This is a genomic window from Saccharibacillus sp. CPCC 101409 (assembly GCF_030518235.1).
Classification (GTDB): domain Bacteria; phylum Bacillota; class Bacilli; order Paenibacillales; family Paenibacillaceae; genus Saccharibacillus.
Map to the genome: position 1 here is coordinate 111896 of NZ_JAULSA010000011.1, position 23351 is coordinate 135246.

At 57.1% G+C, this 23351-nt stretch carries 13 protein-coding genes and 1 pseudogene; all 14 read right to left on the minus strand.

Annotated elements, in window-relative coordinates:
* Window positions 1-24: 24 nt before the first annotated feature.
* The gene (gene flgK, locus QWJ34_RS20135; protein ID WP_302730628.1) at window positions 25-1629 is read right to left on the minus strand and encodes a flagellar hook-associated protein FlgK; all 1605 of its coding nucleotides are present in this window, start codon (window positions 1627-1629) and stop codon (window positions 25-27) included.
* 21 nt (window positions 1630-1650) lie between these two features.
* Complete coding sequence (locus QWJ34_RS20140) at window positions 1651-2154, minus strand: flagellar protein FlgN (protein ID WP_302730629.1); 504 nt, start codon at window positions 2152-2154, stop codon at window positions 1651-1653.
* 146 nt (window positions 2155-2300) lie between these two features.
* Window positions 2301-2576: a flagellar biosynthesis anti-sigma factor FlgM gene (gene flgM / locus QWJ34_RS20145; RefSeq protein ID WP_302730631.1), complete on the minus strand. Its 276-nt coding sequence runs from the start codon at window positions 2574-2576 to the stop codon at window positions 2301-2303.
* A 198-nt stretch (window positions 2577-2774) separates the two neighbouring features.
* Window positions 2775-3179 (minus strand): TIGR03826 family flagellar region protein, encoded by a 405-nt coding sequence (locus tag QWJ34_RS20150; RefSeq protein ID WP_302730632.1) that lies wholly within the window; start codon window positions 3177-3179, stop codon window positions 2775-2777.
* Between the two features lie 160 nt (window positions 3180-3339).
* Complete coding sequence (locus QWJ34_RS20155) at window positions 3340-4344, minus strand: ComFC family protein (protein ID WP_302730633.1); 1005 nt, start codon at window positions 4342-4344, stop codon at window positions 3340-3342.
* Window positions 4341-6611, minus strand: a complete 2271-nt coding sequence (locus QWJ34_RS20160; RefSeq protein WP_302730634.1) for a helicase-related protein — start codon at window positions 6609-6611, stop codon at window positions 4341-4343. Before QWJ34_RS20160 ends, QWJ34_RS20155 begins: the two co-directional genes overlap by 4 nt.
* 672 nt (window positions 6612-7283) lie before the next feature.
* Entirely contained in the window at window positions 7284-8009 is a 726-nt protein-coding gene (locus QWJ34_RS20165) for a response regulator (protein ID WP_302730636.1), read from the minus strand.
* Window positions 7996-9177: a sensor histidine kinase gene (locus QWJ34_RS20170; protein ID WP_302730637.1), complete on the minus strand. Its 1182-nt coding sequence runs from the start codon at window positions 9175-9177 to the stop codon at window positions 7996-7998. Before QWJ34_RS20170 ends, QWJ34_RS20165 begins: the two co-directional genes overlap by 14 nt.
* Window positions 9178-9259: 82 nt before the next feature.
* Complete coding sequence (locus tag QWJ34_RS20175) at window positions 9260-11956, minus strand: stalk domain-containing protein (protein ID WP_302730638.1); 2697 nt, start codon at window positions 11954-11956, stop codon at window positions 9260-9262.
* 298 nt (window positions 11957-12254) lie between these two features.
* Window positions 12255-16703: an Ig-like domain-containing protein gene (locus QWJ34_RS20180; RefSeq protein WP_302730639.1), complete on the minus strand. Its 4449-nt coding sequence runs from the start codon at window positions 16701-16703 to the stop codon at window positions 12255-12257.
* A gap of 218 nt (window positions 16704-16921) precedes the next feature.
* Entirely contained in the window at window positions 16922-17200 is a 279-nt protein-coding gene (locus QWJ34_RS20185) for a hypothetical protein (RefSeq protein ID WP_302730640.1), read from the minus strand.
* Window positions 17201-17233: 33 nt separating this feature from the next.
* Window positions 17234-18029: pseudogene (locus QWJ34_RS20190) on the minus strand (Rpn family recombination-promoting nuclease/putative transposase); the annotation flags it as partial.
* Window positions 18030-18192: 163 nt separating this feature from the next.
* Window positions 18193-19395 (minus strand): methionine adenosyltransferase, encoded by a 1203-nt coding sequence (metK, locus tag QWJ34_RS20195; RefSeq protein WP_302730641.1) that lies wholly within the window; start codon window positions 19393-19395, stop codon window positions 18193-18195.
* 226 nt (window positions 19396-19621) lie between these two features.
* Window positions 19622-23278: an S-layer homology domain-containing protein gene (locus QWJ34_RS20200; protein ID WP_302730642.1), complete on the minus strand. Its 3657-nt coding sequence runs from the start codon at window positions 23276-23278 to the stop codon at window positions 19622-19624.
* Window positions 23279-23351 lie beyond the last annotated feature (73 nt).

A 23351-nucleotide genomic window follows, 5' to 3' on the forward strand; every position in this document is an offset into this window, starting at 1 on the left:
GTCCTCCTTCCTTTCGTTTAACGATTATCGGCCAACCGTGCCGGTGCTGTTAATCAGTTTATCGAGCATTTCGTCATAGGTCGTCATAAAACGAGCGGACGCATTGTAAGCCTGCTGGAACTTGACCAGATTGGTCATCTCCTCGTCCTGGGACACTCCGCTGACCGATTGACGGCTGGTATCCACCTGCGCGGTCAGCGACTCGGCGTTGGCGGCTTTTCGATTGATTTCCTGCGCCTGAATGCCGAGCTGTCCCACCATGCCGCTGTAGCGGTCGCTGAGCGTAGCCGTAGTCGTCGTTCCCGAGGCGTCGGTCGTTACGAACTTGCTGGTTTTCAAATCCGACATCAGCAGAGCCAGGCCGTTATTCCCTTTGACCGCGCTGCCGCTGGAATCCAGCCGCAGCGACGAAGCAATTTTGGAAGGGTCGTTGGAAATGACCGGATTCAACGTAATATTGGAAGCCGTAACGGTCGTGCTTCCGTCTGCGCTGCTCGTAAAGAAAGCGACTCCGCCCTGCGAGCTTCCGTCTGTCGTAAAGCCAAGCTGATGGAGTCCGTTAAGGCCGGCAACCGTTAGCGTAGTATCGCTCTGGAGCGACGCTCCTTTTGGAAACCCTGTCCCCGCCGCAAGCGTCGAGCCGTCGGAAAGGACCACGTCCTTGGTCAGCTTTGTGCCTTCCGGAAAAGAAGATCCCGCCGGAATCTTGACGTCGACATTACCATTTGCCAGCGTATTGGCGACCTGGTCCAACTGCGCCTGATAATCGGCCGTATACTTGTCGCGGGCCAGGAACATGCCTTGAACTTCTCCGCCGGTGGCGTTAGACAGAATCGTTTCAAGCGCGCTTCCTTTTGCCGCGGCTCCATCTACAGGCAGCGCCGTCGCCGTCGCTCCCGTTACCAGGGCTTGATTGCCCATTGTAATGTTGTAGCCCGCGTCCGTATCCGTTACTGTAACGTTCACAATCTTGGAAAGTTTGTCCGTAAGCAGATCCCGCTGGTCCCGTAGATCGTTTGCGTTGTCTCCAAGACTTTCAATCCGGGTAATCGAGTTGTTAAGATCGGCGATGGAATCCATATAAGACTGCATTTCCTTGCCTTTGATCGCAATATTGCTCGTCAGGTCCGTGCCCATATCGCTCAATTGCTTGGCAGTCTGGTTCAACGCATCCGTAAGAGCCAGCGCATTTTCTCTGACGACTTTACGAGCCGTAACGCTTTCGGTGTCTTTGCTCAAGTCGGACAACGAGTTCCAGAACTTGTCCATGACTGTACGCAAACCCGTATCCGACGGTTCGTTAACAATACCTTCGAGTTTGCTGAGCGCATCGGCCTGAGTCGTTAACGATCCCAGCGAGCTGTTCTCGCCGCGGAACTGCGTATCCAGATACGTTTCGCGAATCCGCGTAATACTCGTAAACTCGACGCCCGTTCCGAGCTGACCCGGTGTCAGCGAGCGGGAAACGCCGTAGGCTTCCATCGGGATGGAGGCCTGCATATTGACGCGCTGGCGCGTGTAGCCTTCCGTATTGGCGTTGGCGATATTGTGACCGGTCGTCTCCAGGGCCGCTCTTTGCGTCATCAGACTGCGGCGGGCCGTCTCGATTCCATGAAATGTAGATGCCATATTGTCCTGTAGTCCCCCTTATTAACCTCGTGCGTTAAAAAAGCCCGGATTGCGAGTAGTGGCCGAATAGCCGTTCGACGGATGCGTATACGTGTAATTGTCTTCCGGCGCGCCAACCATGACGTCGATCGAGAAGTTAATGAAGGAGAGCGACTGCTGAATGAGCTGCTGGTTGGTCTCGTTGAGCAGCTTGAGCTCCGAGAGCGCGCTCGCCAGTCTTTGCTGAACATCCAGCAGACGGGCTTTCTCGTCCAGGTCGAATACCAGACGCGCCAGTTCGGTGATCGTCAGGTTCAGCTTCGACTTGATGCCCTTGGTCTGCATAAACGCATGAGCTTCGTCGGCCCGGCGGTCATCGAGCGTTCCGATCGCTTTGACGAGTTTGGATTCCTGATTCGCGATCGCGATCAGCCGATCTACGTCGTTTTGCATAATTGCCGTTCTTTTCTGTTCGCCGAGCTCCAGCATCCGCCGATGCGCGACCTCCATCTGTTCCAAAGTCTCGAGCAGCTCATTCAATGCCACGATCCCCTCACCTTTCTTCCTTCATATATTTCGCTTCCATCGTTTCTGTTGAAAATATCCCGTAAAATGCGAATGGGGATTTTTTCAAATCACCGGACGATGCCGGGTCTTTGAAAAAATCCCCACTCCGTTAACCTCTTTATCGGTCATTCACTCAAAAAAGGTAACAGTTTTTCTGCAATTTTATTTGCGTCTACCGAATACGTTCCCGATGCCACCTGCTGCTTCAGTTCCTGGATGCGCGCCGTGCGGTCGGTGTCGGTTGTTTTGTTCGCTGCTTGAAGCATTTGCATCGCCTCCGGGGAGATGGTGACTTCGTCTTTGCGGGCTTCCGGTTTCTTGGTTTCCTGCGTCCGCTGCGCCTCGTTTGTTCTCTGGTAAGGATTGACGGCTCCGATTCTCGATGTATCGTTGATTTTCATTATGTTCAACCTCCTAAAGGTTATGTTTATATTTTAGCCTGCTATAGATAGAGCGCCGATAAGCTTATAATAAGTTTATCGGCGCCTCTTTAATCATTGTTTAGAGCTAAAATGAGAATTTTTAAAAAATGTCAAGCGTAAATTTGGACTATTTCTGTTTCCCCGGTCCTAGCTATGGGTACTAGAGCCGGATTTTTTTTAGTCGTTTCGGATTCGGTCGACCGCTTTGTAAGCTCCGCCAGGGTTGGATTTCTTGACCTGGGGCTGTGCTTTCGACGCTTCTCTCAGGTCGCTGGTCAGCTTGGACCGGCAGGACTCGCACATATTTCCTTCCCGAAGCATGGTTCCGCACACTTCGCACGGATAGCCCATATTCGGAGCGTTGGCGATCGAAATGCGGCCGTCGCGGATAAAAGTGGTGATCTGACGAATGCTGACATCGGTTTCGTCGGACAACTCCTGGATATTCGCGCCTTTGTTTTCACGCAGGTATTTTACGCACGCCTCGTATTCCGCCTCGATGTCTTTCATGCAGTTCGTGCAAATTCCCTTATAATTCATGACAAACAACTTGCCGCAGCGCGGACAGTTCGCCAGATTCATCGCGGGGCTCCCCTTTCGTGATTCGCTTGCGCCTTATGACTTGTGACTTGTCTCCATCAGCAGGCCGCTTACTTCTATATATCGGATAAAACCGAACCATTTATTAAGTTTTGTGCCGCTCTTCCCATTTTAGCGCAAAGTCAGGCGATTACAAGCCATTTTACGAGCGGGCAAGCGTCAAAACATAAATAGAAACAGGAACTCCGGCCAGATTCTGCAGATCTTTCAATGCGGAAGCGCACAGCGCGGCGGTGCTGCCGGTCGTATAAATATCGTCGACAAGCAGGAGACGAATAGGAAAAGACCCTCCGGGACCTTTTTTCTTTCCTATAAGGTCCCATTTTTTAAAACCCCCGGGGTCTAAATTAGGAATCAGGCTAAAAGCACCGTCCAGATTGCGCAGGCGTTCCGCCCGGTTCCTGGAGCTCTGCTTGACGGTATGCAGATTGCGCGCCAGCAGGTCGCAGGCGGGAACGCCGATGCGGCGGGAAAGGCTGCGGGCGGCCAGTTCCGCTTGATTGAAGCCGCGTTCCCGCAAACGTTCCAGGCTGACGGGCACCCAGGTAATCAGATCGGCGCTCCAGGCAGAAGGGCGGGCGGAGGAGCCGGAGAAGAACGATTTCATGGGCAGCCCGGTACTTGGCCGGGTGCGTGAGAACGCGGGATCGCGCAGCGGATGTCCGGCTGCCTGATACTGTCCCGCCGCAGAATCCGGACGTTCGGCCGAAGTATTAAAGCCGCAGGCTCCGTAAGCAGCCCCATGCAGCCAGCTCCCGGCCGGAGCCCGCGACAATTCCCGGCACATGCGCAAGTAAGCCTGCTCCAGCATCGCCGCGAACGGCTCGGCAAAAAGCTCGCGGCCGCGGTATTTATATTCCGCGATCCATTCGCGCATCTGCGCGTCGTACAGAGCGGCGCTGCGATTCAATACAAAGTCGCGCCGCAGGCTGTCGGGACGCAGGCAGTCCGGGCAGCCGTGCGCCCGCCCGCACACGGGGCAGCGCGGCCGCACGATCCAGGCGACCCGCGCCGCGCACTGCGCGCAGAGCAGCGGCAGCTCAGCGCCGATGCGCGAGAAGCGTCCGCAGGCCAGGCAGGTCTCCGCGCGCGGAGCCAGCAGGGCGCGCAGGGCTTTGCCGGCTTCCGACCACAGCGAAGCCGTCACGGTCTTGCCTTCCGCCGGGCGGGGCGGGCGGGAGGACTCGGCGGAACTTCGGCCGCCGGGCCCGGGCGGCTGCCCCTCCCGCTGCCGGCGCGCTCGCTTTGCGGCAGCAGATAAGGCTTCGCCAGCCGGTTCATGCGGCGGATCTGGCGGATGGCGCCGATCTGGGCGCGCGTCTTCTGCGCGCCGGCGAACAGCACGCGGCCCGCCGGATCGTCGGCGGAGCGCCCGGCGCGGCCGGCCATCTGGACGAGGGAAGCTTCGTCGAACAGCCCGCTGTCCGCGTCCAGAATGTAGACGTCGCTGCGCGGCACGGTGACGCCGCGTTCGAGAATCGTCGTCGTCACCAGCATGCGGACGTCCGCCGCGCGAAACGACAGGACTTTGCCGGCGCGCTCAATGTCGCGCGAAGAGGTCGCGCCGACCGGCACGCCGGGAAGCAGCCGGCGCAGCAGCGCCGCCAGCGGTTCGGCGTGCGCGATCTTCGGCACGAAGATGAAGATCTGCGCGCCGCGCGCAAGCGAGCTGCGCCACTGCCGCAGCAGCGCGACGGGCAGGCGGCCCCGCCGCAGGCATTCCGGCAGCGCGGGCATGCGCAGCAGCGCCGGCACCGGCAGCGGGTGCCGGTGATACCGGACCGGCACCCGCGCGGCGGCCAGGCGGCCGCGCCGCACCAGCGCCTGAAGTCCGCGCGGCGGCGTCGCGGACAGATAGACCGTGCGGCCGCCGGGCGTGCGGCAGACTTCCGCGGCGTACGCCAGCATGGGATCGCCGTGAAACGGAAACGCGTCGAGTTCGTCGATCACGACGAGATCGTAAGCGCCGGCGAAGCGCAGAACCTGATGCGTGGTCGCCAGCGTCACCCCGCCCCGGCGCCAGCGCTCTTCGCTGCCCCCGTACAGCGCAATAACGACTTCCTCCGGAAAAGCTTTGCGGAGGCGCGGCGCAAGTTCCAGCACCACGTCGCGCCGGGGCGTCGCGACCAATACCCGCCCGCCGCGCCGGCGCACCGCTTCGATCAGCGGAAAGATCATCTCCGTCTTGCCTGCCCCCGTCACGGCCCAGAGCAGAAAGCGGCTGCCCGGATCGGCCGCCGCGTAATCCTCGGCCGTCCAGCCGCGCCGCCCCGCTGCCGCGCCCGCTTCGCCCGGCCGCGGTCCGCCCGGCTCCGCCTCCAGGAACATCACCGCCCGCTTCGCCGCTTCCGTCTGCGCGGGGCTGAGCTTCCAGCGCGCCAGCCGCGCGCCGAGATCTTCCGTGCGCCGGCCATTCGCCGTTCCCTCCGTCCGGCTTCCGCCCCAATCATCGCGGGCTCCCGTGCCCGCCTTATGCAAACCATCTTCGCTCCCGCCCTGCGGCAGCGTCCGCTCCAACCGCGGCGCCGCCTGCACCAGCAGCTCGCAGGAGCGGCTGCGCCCGAGCGCGCGGCAGGCTTCGCAGCTCGCGCAGTCGGCCGAGCCGCACGAAGCGCACGGCCGCCCGGAAGCCGGGCTGCCGCACCTCGCGCAGCGGTGCGGCGCCGCCTGCCCACGGCCTCCCCGCCAGCCGCTGCCGCTTTGCAGCTTGCCCCGCAAGCTCCCGCCTTGCCCGCGCTCTTGCGCCAGCCAGTTCCCGCTTCCGCTCTGCCCGCCGCCCGCCCTTCCCACCGCGCTCGTCAGCTTCAGCCGCCCCTGCAAATACGCCAGCTGTGCCGCGGCCCGCCAGCCGCTTTCCAGCTCCGGTTCCACCTCGCGCAGCAGCGACTCCACTTCTCCGCTCAGCAGCGAGCGGCCTTCCAGCAGACCGACCAGCCGCTCCGCTTGCCCGGCAGTTCGCTTCATCCATGCCCGAGGGTCGGCCGGAATTCCCCCGGCGCCCCAAGCCGCCGGAACCCGCGCCGAATTCCTTCCGCCGTCTCCGACTTTCCCGACCGCCTCGCTAGCCCTCTCCATTCCGCTTCCGTCCACGCAGACACCGAGCATTTCTCGAATGCGCCCCGGCTGCTCCTTTCCCAGCAGCGGTTTCAGCCATTCAAGCAGCTGCCGCTCCCATCCGGCCGCCTGCCAAGCGCCGGCTTCCGCCTGCACCGTTCTCCCTTGAAGCGCGCATGCCCACTGCAAAGGCATCGCCTCCGACAGCGGCAGGAACCGGCCTTTTTCACCTATCCGGCTTGCCTCAATCCCCTCCGACCAGGATGCCCCCTCCCGCCACAGCCGATCCACCCGCGCATCCAAGGTAAGAAACAGCCGCAGCCCCTCCTTCTCCCTTACCGCATAAACGCCTGCTTTCATTGTGTTCCCCTCCCGCCGGCAGCTTGTCCCGCTTGGATGGAGACGAGCCGCCGAGATCTGTTTCGAACTTTTTCGCAAAACGATGTTCCAACCGCTTCCGCTAACCTTCTGCCTTGTCAATGCTAAAGGTAAGATTACGCTCACCTGATTAAGAGTTGACAAGATACTGCCTCCGCGATAAATAAAGACATATATCGCTTTATTTTGCTCAGAAACTCCTTCCCTGAAGAATTAACTGCGTGTATACCTCTATTTGGCTCCTTCTTCGTCGTTTCGGCCCAGATCGGCGCAATTAAGTGTATGAGCGTCGTTATTTCCAAAAAAATTGCCGTTTTCACAAAAATAGATGTACCTATGCCGTTATTTCGCCAAACCGTCGCTCCTGCAAAAATGAGCCCATTCCGATACTGCTCGCCGCCGTTTCCCCAAAAAAAGTCCAACAAAAAAGCACACCCTTTCCGCTCTTTCGAGCGTATAAGGAGTGTGCTTCATCTCCGAAAAAGGTCCGGGGACCTTTTCCAAATACGTTATTTTATTCACTTTCTAACCTTTTCTCAATAACTTGCCCGCTTTCTCAATAGATCTCGACTTTCTCGCCTTCAGCCCGCTTCCGTCGTGCTGCAAGGACAGACTCGTCAATTCCCTACTTTCGTTATGGAATGGGGCGGAGCGTTACAGCGTAACCCAGCCCAGTTTGATCGCGTTGATCACGGCCTGCGTACGGTCTTCGACTTCCATCTTCTGCAGAATGCTGCTGACGTGGTTCTTAACCGTTTTCTCGCTGATGAATAAGTATTCGCCAATCGCTTTGTTGCTTTTGCCCTCGGACATCAGCCGAAGAACTTCGGCTTCCCGGCGGGTCAGCGGATTGTCTTCCCCCGCGATGAACTTGACGCCGGCTTCCTCGTCGGGCCGGTTGTCGAACATCGCGCCGCGCTCGTTAACGAACGTCATGCGCTGAAGCTGCTGGATCAGTTTGCCGGTCACTTTCGGATGGATATAAGCATGTCCGGCGGCGACGCTGCGGATTGCGTTGATCAGCGACTCGGCTTCCATGTCTTTCAGCAGATAGCCGCTCGCTCCTTTGCGGAGCGTTTCGAACACATAGCTTTCATCGTCGTGAATCGACAGCATGATGACCTTGATGTCCGGGAACAGCTCGCGGAGCTTCGAAGTCGCTTCCACGCCGTTCTCGTTGGGCATATTGATGTCCATCAGAATGACGTCCGGCTGGTGCAGGTTGCAGAATTCGATTACCTGAATTCCGTCGCTGCATTCGCCGATGACCTCAAGGTCGTCCTCCATGTTCAAAATGCGTTTCAATCCTTCACGGAACAACTGATGATCGTCAGCCAAAAGCACTTTAATCTTGGATTGTTCCGAGTTAATGCTCTCCATCTTCATACCCCTTTCCATTTTCTACATTCGTCGGGATATGGATCACGATTTTGGTTCCTTGATTCTCGGCTGATTCGATCTCCATTCTTCCCTCAAGCAGCTCGACTCTTTCCCGCATCCCAATCAAACCGAAGTGCGCATGCTTAGTCGCTTTTTGCTCCAAAATATCCGTGTTGAAGCCGCGTCCGTTGTCCCGGATCGAAATCTTGACAAGCTGCGTCTGATAGGCGATCTCCACGACGACGTGAGACGGCTCTCCGTGCTTGGCCGCGTTGGTAAGCGCCTCCTGAATCAAGCGGAAGACGGCGGCTTCCATCGCGGAAGAGAGCCGGTACTCTTTGCCCCTCGTTTCGAACACCGTACGAATCCGGTTTTTCTCCTCGTAATCGCGTGTATACTTGCGCAGTGTCGGAATCAATCCGAGGTCGTCAAGCGCCATAGGACGGAGATTGAAAATGACCTTGCGGATCTCTTCCAGGCTGAACCTTACCTGGCCTTTGAGATCCGCCACTTCTTCCTGTACCCGGCCGTACTCTTTCTTGCCCAGCATGCGTTCGACAATTTCGGTCCGGAGAGCCAGGTTGGCCATCAGCTGCGCCGGACCGTCGTGAATCTCTCTGGAGATGCGTTTGCGTTCCTCTTCCTGGGCCAGAATGATCTTCAGCCCGACCATCTGACGGGTTTTGGCCGATTCCAGCATCTTGGTCGCCTGCCCGACTTCTCCGCCGGAAAGGTATTCGGTGACCACGCTCATCTGCGAGCCGAGCGTTTCCGCCCGTTCGATCGAGTTCATCGAGTTGCGCACTCGAAGCTGAAGCTCGTCGCGCCGGGCCCTCAAGTAAGCCTCCTTTTCCCTGTACACCGAAAGCTCCAATTGAAACTGGGTCGCCCGCTCATAGGCCTGCCGAATATCGTTCTCCGTATATTTAACGAAATCCCGGCTCACTTCGGTAAGCCGGATACGGGAAAGACGAAATTTGCTTTCGAGCTCGTCGACCCGATCCGCGGTGTCCGACGTCTCCTGAATCACTTTTTGCAGTTCTTCGGTGAGCGAGCTGAGTTCGGCACGGGACTGGTCCAATATCTCAAAAATTTGGTACTTGCTGTCTTCTACAACCTGGATGGCATTTTTGATGACCCGGTCTAAAGCATCCGCTTGGAAATCCACGGGCAAAATCGACTCCATTCTTTCCGGCGTTCACCGTTTGGTCGGATAGCATTTATTCGGTGATCGTTCAGAACCTATCGTATCATGACTCGATAGTCACGGTCTTCGTTTCTTGTTCCCATTTTACGGTCAATCCAAGCTGCTCTGAGACCAGTCTTGCCGGGACTAAAGTCCTATTCGCAACAATTATGGGTGCTGCATCCGAAGTTTTACGTGTCCCGTTTAGAATATAGTCCTTTTTATTCAAATTCAAGACAATCAGCTGGCTTCCGCGCCGAACGCTGATCGCGCCCGTCTTGGAGTCCCAACCGGAGACCCCGTTGAACGAATCCGTGATGTAGCGAACAGGCAGATACGTTACTCCGCCGCGCACAAGCGGGCCCGTATCCATCGTGGAAGACCTGCCGTTCAGCAGCAGCGTGCGGGAGCCGACGGTCATTTTTGCACTTACGCCGGCGGTCAATCCCAGCGAATCCGCGCCTGCCGCCGATACCGTCTTGATGTTATCGATTTCTACCGCTCCGGCCGCCGAACGCTCGTCCTGGCCTTCCGCCAAATTGACGATGTAGATCCGTTTGAGCTTGGCCGGATACGCGATCTTGCCGTACTGGCTCAAGTTGACGGTCAATGTTTTCCAGCCGCTGAAGTTCAGGCTTTTCGCCAGGTCGACATACACGGTCTTGCCGTCCGCGCCGACGACTTCGGCCCGCAGCCAGTTATAGCTCGAATCGCCCAGCACATCGAGACTCAGCGAGCTTGCGCCCGAAGTCAGCGCTTTGCCGGCGGAACCGTTCAGGTTGGCGTACGCGTATTTGTTGCCCGTGCCCGCGGCGGTGTCGTAATCGATCCGCAGCACTTTGGAGTTCGAGTGACTGCCGGTTCCCTGCGTCAGCTGCGCTTTGCCCGTTACGGCCGCGGGGCTGCCGGTAAAAGAGATGCCGTAAGATACGTTCTCGAAATCTTCCCAGCTGTTTTCCTGCACGCTCGCCAGCGTCAGCATGGTCTTGAAGCCTTCGTAGCTTGCGATCGCGTAACCGGCTTTGGCTCCGGCGTCCACCGATACAATATTCAAAGCGCCGTCTTTGATGCTGCCTTTGAAGCCGATGAATTCCCAGGTCAGCGCGGACGGATCGATATTGACCGTACCGCCGGATTTCAGCGTCGCGGTCGCGGGCAGCGTTACGCTTGTGCCGGCCTTGAGCGGCGCGGCGGCGGCTCCGAGATTCAGCGCCGACAGCGAATCCGCGCCCAGCACTTCGACCTGCTGCGTCGTGCTGACGCCGCCGCTGGTCGCGGTAAGCGTTGACGTACCGGCCTTTTTCGCCGTAAACGAAGTTCCGTTCCAGACCACGTTGCCGTTGCTGGATTTCCACGACGGATTGATGTCCGAAGCGGCGATCGGATTATAGTAGGTATCGTAACCTTTGACCGAATAAGCAGCCGTTTCCCCGATCAGGAGCTGAGTTTTGCCGCTGACCGCGAAGCCTTTGAGCTTGCCTTCCGGAGCGGTCGTGTACACGCCGAGCCCGTTGACGACGCTGCGCTGCGTCTGGCCGCCGTATTCGGTCGTAAACGTAAGCTGCGCCTGTTCTTCGCCGAGCGGACGCGTGACCATCGTGGTCGAACCGCCGCCGTCGAGGTTGATGCCTTTCCAGACGCCGATGCCGGCCATAAAGCTTTGCAGCTCGCTCAGCGACATGCCGCTGCTTGCGCCGTTGTCCTGCACCGTCACGATATACGCGTAGCGGTTGTCCTGCGAATAGCCGACCGCGGTGCGCGCCCGATAGCCGCCGATCGAATCGACGCTGCGCGAGAACGAAGTCGCTTTGCCGCCGTCGACCAGAATCGTATGTCCCCCGATCATCACGTCGAGGGTCGACGGATCGAGCTTCTGGCCCGTCGTTTTCGACACGAGGCTGTAATCGGTCCGCACCTTGCTGCCCACGGTCAGATGCGCCTTCATATAGGTCGCCGCCGTACCGTGCGCGCGCAGAATATAAGCGCCTTCCGGCACTTTCAGCGCCAGCGATTTGCCCGAGGAGTACTGCGTCACGACGCCGTTCTCCACCAGCACTTCCGAAGGCAGCGTCGCGCTGTTCTTGGGCCGCTCTTCGTTGCCCCACGCGTCGGTATAGATGTACATCGCGTTCACGTGGCTGTAGCCGCCGTCCGGCTCCGGCGCATACGAAGCCTGGTTGATGCCCGCCAGATCCAGCGCCGAACCGTCCTCCGCCGTGACGCCGCCCGTGAAGTCGTACTGGTCGATCACCGGCTTGCGGTCTTTGGTGACGCCGAACGCATACATCCCTTTGAGTTCCGACGGACTGGTCATCAGCACGCCGTTCGACACCTGGGCGCCCATGGGCACGCCCTCGGCCGCCGTATTGAAGTAGTCGCCGTTGACTCCGGCCACCGCCCCGGTTTCTTTCGCCATGCCGCTGACCGTTTGCAGCGTCGTGAACTTGCCACCGCGGCCGGTCATGACATCCAACTTGACATACGGGTTCTGGAGATCGATCTGGATCACGTCCGCCAGCCCCGCCGCCATGCTTCCCGAACGGGACACGGAATACTTGTACGTCAACAGCTTGGCGCCCGACGTGACGATCTCTTCGCCCTGCTTGCTGCTGGATACGGACGCAGCCGCGGACGCCGTATGCGCGCCCGTCAGCGTGTCCATTCCCGGTACCGCGATCGGCTGCACGACCAGCGCGCCGGCCAGCACCGCGACCATCCATTTTCTGCCTGCTTTCAACGTGTTGCCGCCATGCTTGTTCATGATGTTCGAATTCGCTCCCTATCTGTACAGATTCGTTCGCGTATGTATGACTGCTTGCGATAAGCCTGATACGCCACTATTCTAATTAGACTGAAACGACGGTCAAAAGTTACTGGAAATTGAGGCAACAAAAAATAAACTACAATATATCATTCTATCGTACTTCCCTAAAATTGAAAGAGAAAAAGCGATCATTTCTGCAAAGAATTTGCAAGAATGATCGCTTTTACTGTCGAATTTCGGGGTTTATAGCGCTGCTTTTGTCTAATTTTACGGGTCTTTAGGAGCAATTTGGCATCTAGTTCAAATAACCCGCTTTTTGCAGTACGCGCTGGAGCATCGCCGCCGCTTCCGCGCGCGTCGCATTGCCCTGCGGATTGAACTTCCCGCCGCCCGCGCCCTGGATGATTCCGGCCTGTACCGCTTTGGCGGCATCGTCCGTATATTTGATCTTGGCTTTGTCTTTGAACGGCGCCAGCACCTGGCTTGCGCTGCCGCCGAGCGTAACTTCCGTGCCGGCGTATTTGAGCGCGCGCACCATCATGATCGCCATCTGCTCGCGCGTGATGGGATCGTTCGAACGGAACGTGCCGTCGGTGTTGCCGGCGATCACGCCCGCGTTCACCGCCGCGCCGATCGCCCCGATCGGCACTTTGCTGTAGCCGATATCGCTGAATCCGGAAGCGGACGCCGCGTCGGCGGGCAGCCCGAGTCCGCGGGAGATCAGCTCGGCGAACTCGCCGCGCGTGATAGGGGTCTTCGGCGCGAACGCTTTGGTCATCGACGAACTGAGCACGTATTTGGCCGCCAGTTCGTTGACTACGCCCTGCGACCAGTGTCCGGCCGCTCCGCCCGCCTGGGCCGTGGAACTGATCGGAATCAGCATGCGGCCTCCGGTGATCGTTCCGGTCATCAGCATGCCCGCCGCCTGGTCGCCGCTTTTCGACGGAACGAACGACGGCGTGGACGCATTGACGTCGAAATAGACGACCGAAGTGCGCGAAGCCGGCGATTTGACGTTCAGCTTCAAGCGATACGTGCCTTTGATGCCCGCCGTTTCCGCCGCGGACGACGTTCCCGCTGACGATTCGGCCTTGATGCGGATATCGAGCGGACTGCCCAGCAGCTGCGCGCCGGCTTCGCCCAGCATGCCGATCGTGCGCTCCTGCGAAGCCGAAGACGGACTTTCGAGCTGGATCGTCAGCAGCGCATCGGAACCGCCGCTTACGCCCGTCAGCGAAGACAGCGGCACTTCGTACACCGCGTCTTTGTAACGCACCGCAAAAGCCATATTCCCGCGCTGCATACTGATTTCCTTGAGCGCGTTCAACGGAACCGACACGAAGCCCGAGTTTTCCGCGTCCGGCACTTCGAACACAACCGCGCCTTCTTGTCCGCCGCGCGCAAACGCCGCGTCAAAAGCGGTTTTCAGCTCGTCCGCTTTGACCGTATAACGATGACTGCCCGTTCCCAGCGCGGAGGTCGCGTCGGAAGACGACGCGGCGGCGCGGGGCAGGATCAGCATCTCCCGGCCGAAGTCGGCCGCCGGCAGGAAGCTGCCCGAAGCGGACGAATCCGTCGTCTGGGCTCCGCCCGACAAGCCGGTATTGTTCTGCACCGGAACCTGCTTGAACGCGATCACGTTCGCGCCCGACACGTTCTTCAGCGGCTCGCCGCCCGGCTGGTAAGTCAAGGCGACCGACTGGCCCGCTTTCAGCTCTCCGTCCAGCTTGAGCGTCAGCGCGCTTCCCGTCAGCGACGCCGCGGTAACGCCCACCGCGTTCCCGTTGGCCAGGACGCTAAACTGCTTGTACGCCGAGTCGCCCGGCGCATGCAGCGTACCCGTAAACGTCACCACGATCTGCCCGCCGCTGCCGACGACGGAGCGGATGCCGCTCGTCCCGGAAGCCGCTTCGACCGGCTGGAGATTCAGCACCGCCGCGGCGTTGCCGTTGAGGTCGGTCAGCTTGAGCGCGCCCGGCACATACGAGATCGTCACATTGCCGTTTGCGATCAGCGCGGACGCGAGCGTCAGCCGCACGCGGCTGCCTTCCGCTTTGACGTTCGTGACATAGACCGGCGCTCCGCCGGCCAGCACGGAGAACTGGCTGTTGGTCGGAAGATTGTCCGTTCTCAGCGCTTCGTTATAGTTCAGCACCAGCTCGTCCCCGGACAGCTCGGCCCCGACGAATTCCGGCGCTTTCGTATCCATCAGGTTGCGGACGGCAAAGTCGCTAAACGCCGAAATATTCTGCCCCAGGTAATCCTGCAGCGGAGCGCTTCCCGGCTTGTAGCTCACTTTGACGACCGCGCCGTCCGGCACCGCCGAATCCAGATTCAGCAGCAGCGCCTGCGCGCCGCTTCCGACCGAGCGCACGCTGTACACCCGTCCGTCCGCCGTTACCGTAAACTGGCTGTACGCCTGCGAAGACGGCGATTTCAGACTGTTCTCGAACTGCAGCGTAAGATTCGTCCCGTAGACGCTGCCTTCCGTCGGTTTGGGCAGCGCGCTGTCGATGCCGTTCGTTACCGCATACGAACCCAGCGAAACGGCCGCGTTGCCGCTGTAGTCGACGAGCGGACGCACGCCCGGGTCGTACGAGACTTTGACGTCCTGCCCGACCGCCACGCCCGTATCCAGCCGCAGATACACGCTGTCACCGCTGATATACAGGCTGCCCGGCAGCCGCTTCTCGCCGTTGACCGTTACCGTATAGCTGCCCAGCAGCGGCGTCTGGGAGGCGTTCAAGCTCTTGTCGTACGTCAGCCGGATCAGCGTGGCACTGTCCATCGCGGCGCTTTTGATCGTCGGTACCGCTTTGTCCGCGGACGCCGTCCGGAAGCCCCACGACACGCTGCCCTTGAGGCCGGCGTACAGGATGCCCGGATTCGCCCGGTCCAGCACCGAGCCGCCGTCCACGTCGATATAATAGGAAGTGTTCGCCGCCAGCTTTTCTTTCGGCGCGATCACCACTTCGGAGGTATTGGAGGCGCTGACCGACACCTCGGCCGGCACTTTGGTTCCTCCGCTGCTGTACAGCGCGATGCCCGTGCCGCTCAGCGTCACCGCCCGGTTGAACCGGATGCTCGGCTTGAGATCGACCGCGGCGTCCGAGGCGCGATCCTGCGGCGTCAGCGATACCATTTGCAGCAGCGAGCTGTTCGCGATCGTCGAGAACGTCCAGCTCAGCGGCTGCCCGGCTTTCGGATAAGCATTGCCTTCCGAGTCGCTCAGCAGTCCCGCCGGCACCTCCACGCTGTACGTATAACCGGACACCAGCGCATTGGCCGGCACGATCGTCAGCTCGGTCGTGCCGCCGCCCGTGACTTTGCCGGACGAGGCCTGCACCCGCTCCACCGTCCCGTCTCCGCGCCGGATCACGATATCGCCCGCGTTCGTATTCGGGTACACCTGCCGCGTAAAGCTCAGCTTCAGGCTCGATCCCGCCGGCACGCCCGATGCGCCGGATGCCGGCGTCAGCGAAGACAATGCCAGCGCGTCGCCCGTCGTCGTAAACGTCCACTCCCGCGACGTCCGCAGCCCCCCAAACGCCGTACCGTCCGAGTCGTGCAGCAGATCGCCGTCGATCAGGACGTAATACGCCGTGCCGCGCTCCAGCCCTTTGTAAGCCGCCGAAGCGATCGTCCCGGTCTCCGCGTCCATCGTAAAAGCTTCCGGCTTCAGCGTCGCGATCAGCCTGCTGTCGTTCAGCCGGTAGATGGACAGCAGCGGATTCTTTTTATCCGCGTCCGCTTTGTTCGGCGTCACCGGCTCGTCAAAAGTCAGTGACAGCCTGCCTTCGACCGGCGCGCCGCCGAGTCCGTTCTGCGGAGTCCGCCCTGTAAGCGCCGGAGCCGTGTTGTTGGCCGATTCCGTGCGGAACGTCCAGCGGATCTCCGGCTTGTACGTATTGCCCGCCATATCCGCAAACGTGCCCGCCGACGCGTAAGCTCCGTACGTCACGCCCGCTTTGAGCGAATGTCCGTCGGCGGCGCTCGGCAGGATGTTCACATTCGCCGTGCCCAGTCCGGTCACTTCCTCGGACAGCACGGAAATGCGGATCGCGGCGCCGCTTTTCTCCTTGAGCGGATCGCTGTCTTCGTACAGCACCAGGCTGCCTTCCGCCGCGGCCACCGCTTCGCTGAAGCTCAGTCCCAGCGCCGCGGCCGGCTTCACCCCGAGCGCTCCGTTCGCCGGCGTCACCGCCGTCAGCGCCGGATCGGTCACGTCCGCTTCGGGCCCCGTTGTAAACGCCCACGCCGACGAGTTGGAAATGCCGCTCCACGCTTTGTCCGAGGCCCCCGCCCCGATCTCCGCCTGCGTGACGTCCGGCGCAATCAGCCCGCTGTCCGCGAGTATGTAATAGCGCGTATTGGCGTTCAGCTTGACTGCGCCCTGCAGCGACACTTTGGCGCCGTCTCCGTCGATCTGCAGCCGTTCCGCTTTGAATGTCTGGACCGTCGCGTTATTGTCCAGCCGCTTGAGCGTAAACGCTTTGCCCGAGGCGCCCGCCGCATCCGCGATCTTCACTTTCCGGTCGAACGTGACCGTCAGCCCGGGCGTCAGCGATACATTAGTGGTTTTCGGCGAGTAGGCCGCGGCGGTCAGCGTGTCTTCCACAGCCGCCTCCGCGCGTCCGTTTCCTCCCTCGCCCGATCCGATCCCGGCAAACGTCCCCCACGCCCCCGGCGCCAGCAAATTGGTCAGCATCAGGCCGACAAGCCCCAATGCGATCTTTCTTTTCATCCCCTTCACAGCTCCCTCCCTGGATTCCTGCACCAAGACAGTCTGTACTCTTTATCGGAAAAAGGGGCGCGAATGATTAGACGGTCGAGCACGGGACGTCAGCGGGAGCTTGGAGGGCGCGGGAAAAGGTTCCGGCTCGGCGATGCCGGACCTCTTCCCGCAGGCCGGGGAGGTTGGCGCGAAAAATAGCCCGGCGCAGCCAGCCGGGCTATCTTGTATCATTCTTTATTATGTTTGATTCGTTCGATTTCCGATTCCGTCATTCCTGTGGCCTGTGCGATTACGGCAACACTCAGGCCCATTCGCAGCATGTTTGGCACGATGCTGAACAGAATCTCTTTACGCGCCTCTTCCCGGCCAATACGTTTCGCATAAGCCCATGCCGAAGCCTGATCCCGAAAAAATTTCTTCCGGTCTTCTTCCCGCTGCTTGGCTTCGCGATCCAGCTTCAGAAATTCTCTGGTAGTCATGACTTTTCCCGGATTCGCTTCACTCATCGCTTTCAACTCCTGAATAAAGTTTCAACGAAATCACAGACCTGTTTTTAGTCTTTTGATTTCCGATTCTTTTATTCCTGTTACCTGCATGATTACGGCATCAGACATACCTATTTGCAGCATTTGCAGCGCTACTCCCACTATTCCTTCTTCTCTACCTTGCTCGATGCCTTGCTCTATACCTTGCTCTATACCTTTTTCTATGCCTTGCTGCATGCCTTCTTCTATTCCCGTATACTTCGCATGATCCAGCGCAGACGCCTGATCCCGCAGAAACTTCTGCCGGTCTTCGTAAATCTGACGCGCTTCGCGGTCCTGGCTAAGAAATTCCAGCGTTGTCATCGCCTTTTTCAGTTTCGGTTCGTTCATCTCCAGCACCTCCCATTGAAGAATCGCCGATCCTTTCAGAAACAGCAGCCAGTTAACCAATCCGCCTTTTTCAAGAGGAACATTTTGTTCGTCAAGCTTGGGCAGCTCCAGAAAATGAATCTCGATATCGTCGCTGAGCGGAATTCCGGTGTGCTCTTCTCTCAAACGAAACACATTATGATACCGGTCGTTTAGCAGAAACGCGTAATTCAGAATGTTGATATTGACGCACCGCTTTAACGAGTGGTAACGGGAACCTTCTTCCATCTGGCCGGTATACTGTTTGCCCCAATAAAACAGAGTCCGCTTCGCCATATCGTCTTTATTGAACAGCTGCATTTCAACGTTGATAAGTTCGCCTTCGACTGTCCGAGCCCGGATATCCAGGATGGACTGCTTCTCATAAGGCGCATCCTTATCCGTGTAAGGTATTAAGTAGAATAATTTCTTCCAGTTCAGGCCGATTCGATTCTGCGAAGGGGATCGAGCAGTTCCACGAGGTTCACCTTCCGTCGAGGTTTTTCTTTATTATATCATCGAATCCCTTATGCTTTCGCTATAAATTAAGAAGAGGCTCTGCACGGATGCAGAGCCTCTTTCCTTACCTGATATGCGGATACCGGTTACAGACCCGCCTGTGCTTTCAGTTCGTCCGCTTTGTCCGTGCGTTCCCAAGGCAGATCCAGGTCGGTACGGCCGAAGTGGCCGTAAGCCGCCGTTTGTCTGTAGATCGGGCGGCGCAGATCCAGCATACGGATAATGCCGGTTGGACGCAGGTCGAAGTTCTCGCGCACCAGGTTGACCAGCGTTTCTTCGCTGACATGGCCCGTGCCATAGGTATCGACGCTGATCGATACCGGATTGGCTACTCCGATCGCGTAAGCGAGCTGAATCTCGCATTTGTCCGCGAGTCCCGCCGCAACGAGGTTCTTCGCCACGTAGCGCGCCGCGTAAGCCGCGGAACGGTCGACCTTGGTCGGGTCTTTGCCCGAGAACGCGCCGCCGCCGTGACGGGCGTAGCCGCCGTACGTATCGACGATAATCTTGCGGCCGGTCAGTCCGGCATCGCCCTGCGGTCCGCCGATAACGAAGCGGCCCGTCGGGTTGATAAAGTATTTGGTTTCGTCGTCCAGCAGCTCGGCCGGAACCACGTTCAAGATCACATGCTCTTTGATATCCCGCTGAATTTGCTCCAGCGTGATCTCTTCGGCGTGCTGGGTCGAGACGACGATCGTATCGACACGGACCGGCTGGTCGCCGTCGTATTCGATCGTAACCTGCGTCTTGCCGTCAGGACGCAGATATTCCAGCGTGCCGTCTTTACGCACTTCCGCCAGGCGGCGGGCGATGCGGTGCGACAGCGCGATCGGCAGCGGCATCAGTTCCGGCGTCTCGTTGGACGCGAAACCGAACATCAGCCCCTGGTCGCCGGCGCCGATATTTTCCGTTTCCAGCTTCACCTGCTCCGGATCGCGAGTCTCCAGCGCGGCGTTGACGCCCTGCGCGATATCCGCCGACTGCTCGTTGAGCGAAGTCAGCACCGCGCATGTATTGTAATCGAACCCGTATTTGGCGCGGGTATAGCCGATCTCTTTGAGCGTCTGACGCACGATAGCCGGAATATCGACGTACTCCGATTTGGTACTGATTTCCCCGATCACGAGCACCAGGCCCGTAGCAACCGCAACTTCGCAGGCAACCCGAGCATTCGGATCTTCCGCGAGAAAAGCGTCAAGCACCGCATCGGAGATCTGGTCACAGATCTTATCCGGATGACCTTCCGTTACGGACTCGGACGTAAACAAACGCCGTCCTTGAAGCGACATAAGCGTGTACCTCCCTGAGTTTCCACTGTTCAGTATTTCCCTTATACAAAAAACGAACCTTCTCCCGGCGGGAAAAGGCCTGTGTTCCATCCTCGGTTGTAATTTTAACTGATGGAGGGAGGGGGTGTCAAACAATTACTATTTTTTCATAAACAAAAGAGCCTCCCACCTTGGGAGGCTCTTTTTATACTCAACATTTAGTTAATGAAGAGTAACTTGAAAGAGATTACTGAGTAACGATTGTTACATCAGTATCCAGAGCAGGAACGTTTCCTGCTTTGTCTGCTACAGCGCCTGCGCCTGTAGTTGCACGATCGTATACTACTCGTACACTTTGACCGTTGCTTCCGAAGGAAGCGCCAGTACCAGTAAGTGTAAGCTGGATCACACCTGCTGTTACAGGAGCGCCACTAGTAGTAGGAGCAGTTGCAACAAATTTCGCAACCAGTGTGCCAGTTACTGGAGTTGTTCCATTAGTAACAGTGAAACCGTTGATAGTTTCTCCATCAGTCAGATCCAGGTTAGCATCGCTTACTGGAACATTGATTTGAGTTCCTGTAGCTGTGATGTTACCAAACTCAGGAGCTTGGCTATCGATTGTGAAGTTAAGCACTGTGCTGACGTTACCACTCGAGTCAGTTACAGAAGCTGTGTAAACTCCATTCGTCGAAATCGATTTGCCCAGTTGGTAATCTTCTACAGTTACGCCATCTCTCTTCAGAGTAACCGAAGTTGTATCTGCATCAGGCGAAGTAATAACAACTGGTCCACGTACTACCGAGTTATTGACTACCGCTGGTGCATTAGTTCCCGTACCATTTGTAGCACTCAACGTAGGAGCTGTAGTATCAGTGTTCAAAGAAGTTGTGTACAGTGCCGACGCTTTTACCAAGTTGCCTGCAGCATCTTGGAGGTAGCGAGCATCATTGACAATTTGTACAGAATATTCACGAGCAACCGGACGTTGTGTAATTACAATTTCCAGAGTCGAACGGTTTACAGTAGGATTACCTTGTGCATCATTGGCTCCAGCTGCATAACGAACATAGTAGTCAGTTCCTGCAGTAAGTTTAGCATTGTTCGACAGGTTGATTACAGTGAAATCGTTAGCGAAAATTGCTGCACGTTGTGCATCATTACCTTCTGCCGGCGAAACAAGAGCTTCACTGAATGGAACTGTGATAACATCATTGTTTCTTACCAGAGTATTTCCAGTTACGCTGATTACTGGAGCTACTTTATCAGTAGTAGTGATGTTTTGTGTGCTTGCATCTACAGAAGTACCAGCGACAGTTCTGATTTGGTTATTAGCTCTAACTGTCAAGTTCAGGTTAGTAACATTTGTAGGCAGATCAGTCGAAGTAGTCAGCGTAACAACTTTGCTGTCCGAAGAACTGATTTGTGCCGAAGTGATCGTATAGTTAGGGATCGAGAAGTCACTTGCTGCTACTCTTTGGATACCCTGACCAAATGTCACTTCAATAGTTCTAACACCTGTTTGTACTGCACTTACAGCTTTACCGTTAGCTACAGCAATACGTTGGTTACCAGTCGAGTAGTTTTCCAGAATGTTTCCGGAAGCATCTTTAACACCCGTTACTGTCAGTTGACGTACTGTGCCTGTTGCGTTAGAAGCAGTCGAAGTTGGGAAAGTCACTTCTGCGCCATTGATACGAGTAGGGAACTGGAGTACTACCGATCTGTTGTTATCAGTTGTACGCAGAGTTACGCTCGAAGGCAATGCCATGAAGTTCGATCCTTCTTCAGTACCATTCGAAGAGAAGCTCAGGGCGTAGTTGTTACGATCCGTCAGTGTAGCAGGATCCATTGGCTTACTGAACGATACTGTAACCGTTCTGTCAGCAGCATTAGCTACGATACCTTCGAATTTAGGTCTAGCTGTATCGCCTACAGTGAATGTAGTCGAGTAAGGAGCGATTGTGTTTTTCAGAGCAGTCGTATCTTGTACGTCTTTCACAGCCAGAGTGTAAGTACCTGCAACCGGCTTAGTGTAGAATGTGATGACGTAAGAGTTAGCTGCAGTACCTGCGGTTACAGAACGGATTGCTTGAACAGTACCGCTCGAGTTCGTTACTGTGAAGTCGCCGCGCTCAACATTAACTGCTTTGTTGAAGCGTACAGTTACTGTTCCATCGCTATTGTTAGTTACACTCGAAACTTCCGGACGAGTTTGGTCAACCGAAGCATTTACAGTGTACTGCTTCACAGTGTTTGCGTTACCGGAGAAGTCGCTTACGCTGTCGATGTACAGCGAAGTTGTCGAAGCTGGCAGACGCGAATCACCTGCGAACCATACTTCGTATTTGTTACCAGCGATTTGGTTAACGCCAGTGCTGTACACTTTAGTCGAACCGTTCAGCCAGTAGAAATCATTTTGCACTACAGTGCTAGGATCGATTTCTTCGCTGAATGTTACAACTACGCGTTCCAGCGTGCCTTGAATTTCAGTTGCAGTAGGAGCCGTAGCGTCTACAGCGACTGTAAATTCGTTAGTTGCGCTCAGCGATCTCAGACCGTTATAGTCTTCAACCAGCGAGGAAACCAGGCTGTGTGTGCCAGTCGTGAATGCAGTGTAAGGACGCAGGATGTACTCGCGCGAAGTTGCACCTTCAGTCACAGAACCGTTGAATGCAGCGCCGTCCAGCGTGAAGTTGCCGGAGTTAACGTTGCGAACCGGCTCGGAGAACGTTACTTTAACAGCTTTCGTTCCCAGACCTGTTACTGCGCTCACAGTCGGCAGTACGTTGTCCAGAGGACGGAACGTGATTGCGCTGGAGTTGATTGTAGCGGAACCAGCCTTAACGCCAGTAACGGTCAGCGTGTAGGACTCTTGGTTGTCCATTTCGTCGCCGTCTGCCAGAGTCAGACGAACAACGTTGCCGTTTACAACGACTGCGGAGTCGATGTCGCCACCGCTGAAGCTGTAGTTCGTTACGTCAGTAGCCGTAGCTTCGTCTACTGTACCGTTGAATGTTACTTCAACTTCTTTCAGGTTCGAAGCGGCTACGCCTTGAACTTGAGTAGCAGTCGTTACAGCGTAAGTTACGCTGTGCGTGTACTCACGGCCATCGTAAGTGAAAGTAACGTTTGTAGCTGTGTTAGCTACCAGTGGAGTTTTCAGGTCCACAGTCACTTTTTCACCGTTCGACAGTGTGAAGACAACGCGTCCGCCATTGTTTTCTACAACGTACGAAGCAACTGTAGGCTGCTTAGTAGCGTTCAGGTAAGCGTAAGCTGTGTCTACCAGCAGACCGCGTGTAGCAGCTGCTTTGAAGTTCGCATTGGCACTTACAAGACCAGCGTTGATTGCTGCTTGTACTTCGCCTTTAGCCCAAGCTGCGGCGTCGTTGTTGATTCCTGTAGTAGGAACGTCCAGTTTAGCTGCGCGCACCAGAGTGGCTGCGATTTCTTGAACTGTGATTTTGTCGTTAGGGCTGAAGAGTTTCTTCGCGCCAGTCGACGTACCTTGCATGTAGCCGGCTTTAGTTACAGCTTCTACATACGGTTGGTACCATGCTTTCGAGCTGTAGTTCTTGTCTTGGTACGAGTTCGTGCTAGTCGCTGGAGTATCCAGACCAGTCAGCAGAGCCAGTACTTTTGCGAATTCTGCGCGAGTCAGTTGCTTGTCGAGCAGAGTTTCGCCGTTCGGGTAGCCTTCAAAAATCTTTTGGGCTGCCAGAGCGTCGTATTTTTGTTGAGTCGTCATTGTTGCAGCGGACGACACCGAAGCGAACATCGAAAGAGCCATAGCCGTGGAGAGGGCCAGAGTTACAATTTTCTTCATACCTTTTTGTTCTCCTCCTTGGAGTTCAATAGAGATTTTTTTGTCTGTAATTGGTTCGCGTTCGCTCATGTTACTCATTAGCTGATTGCACCCCCTTTCCAGAGTCGAGCATTTGGTAAGTATAAATGAGGTCTGTGACGGGTATCACAGA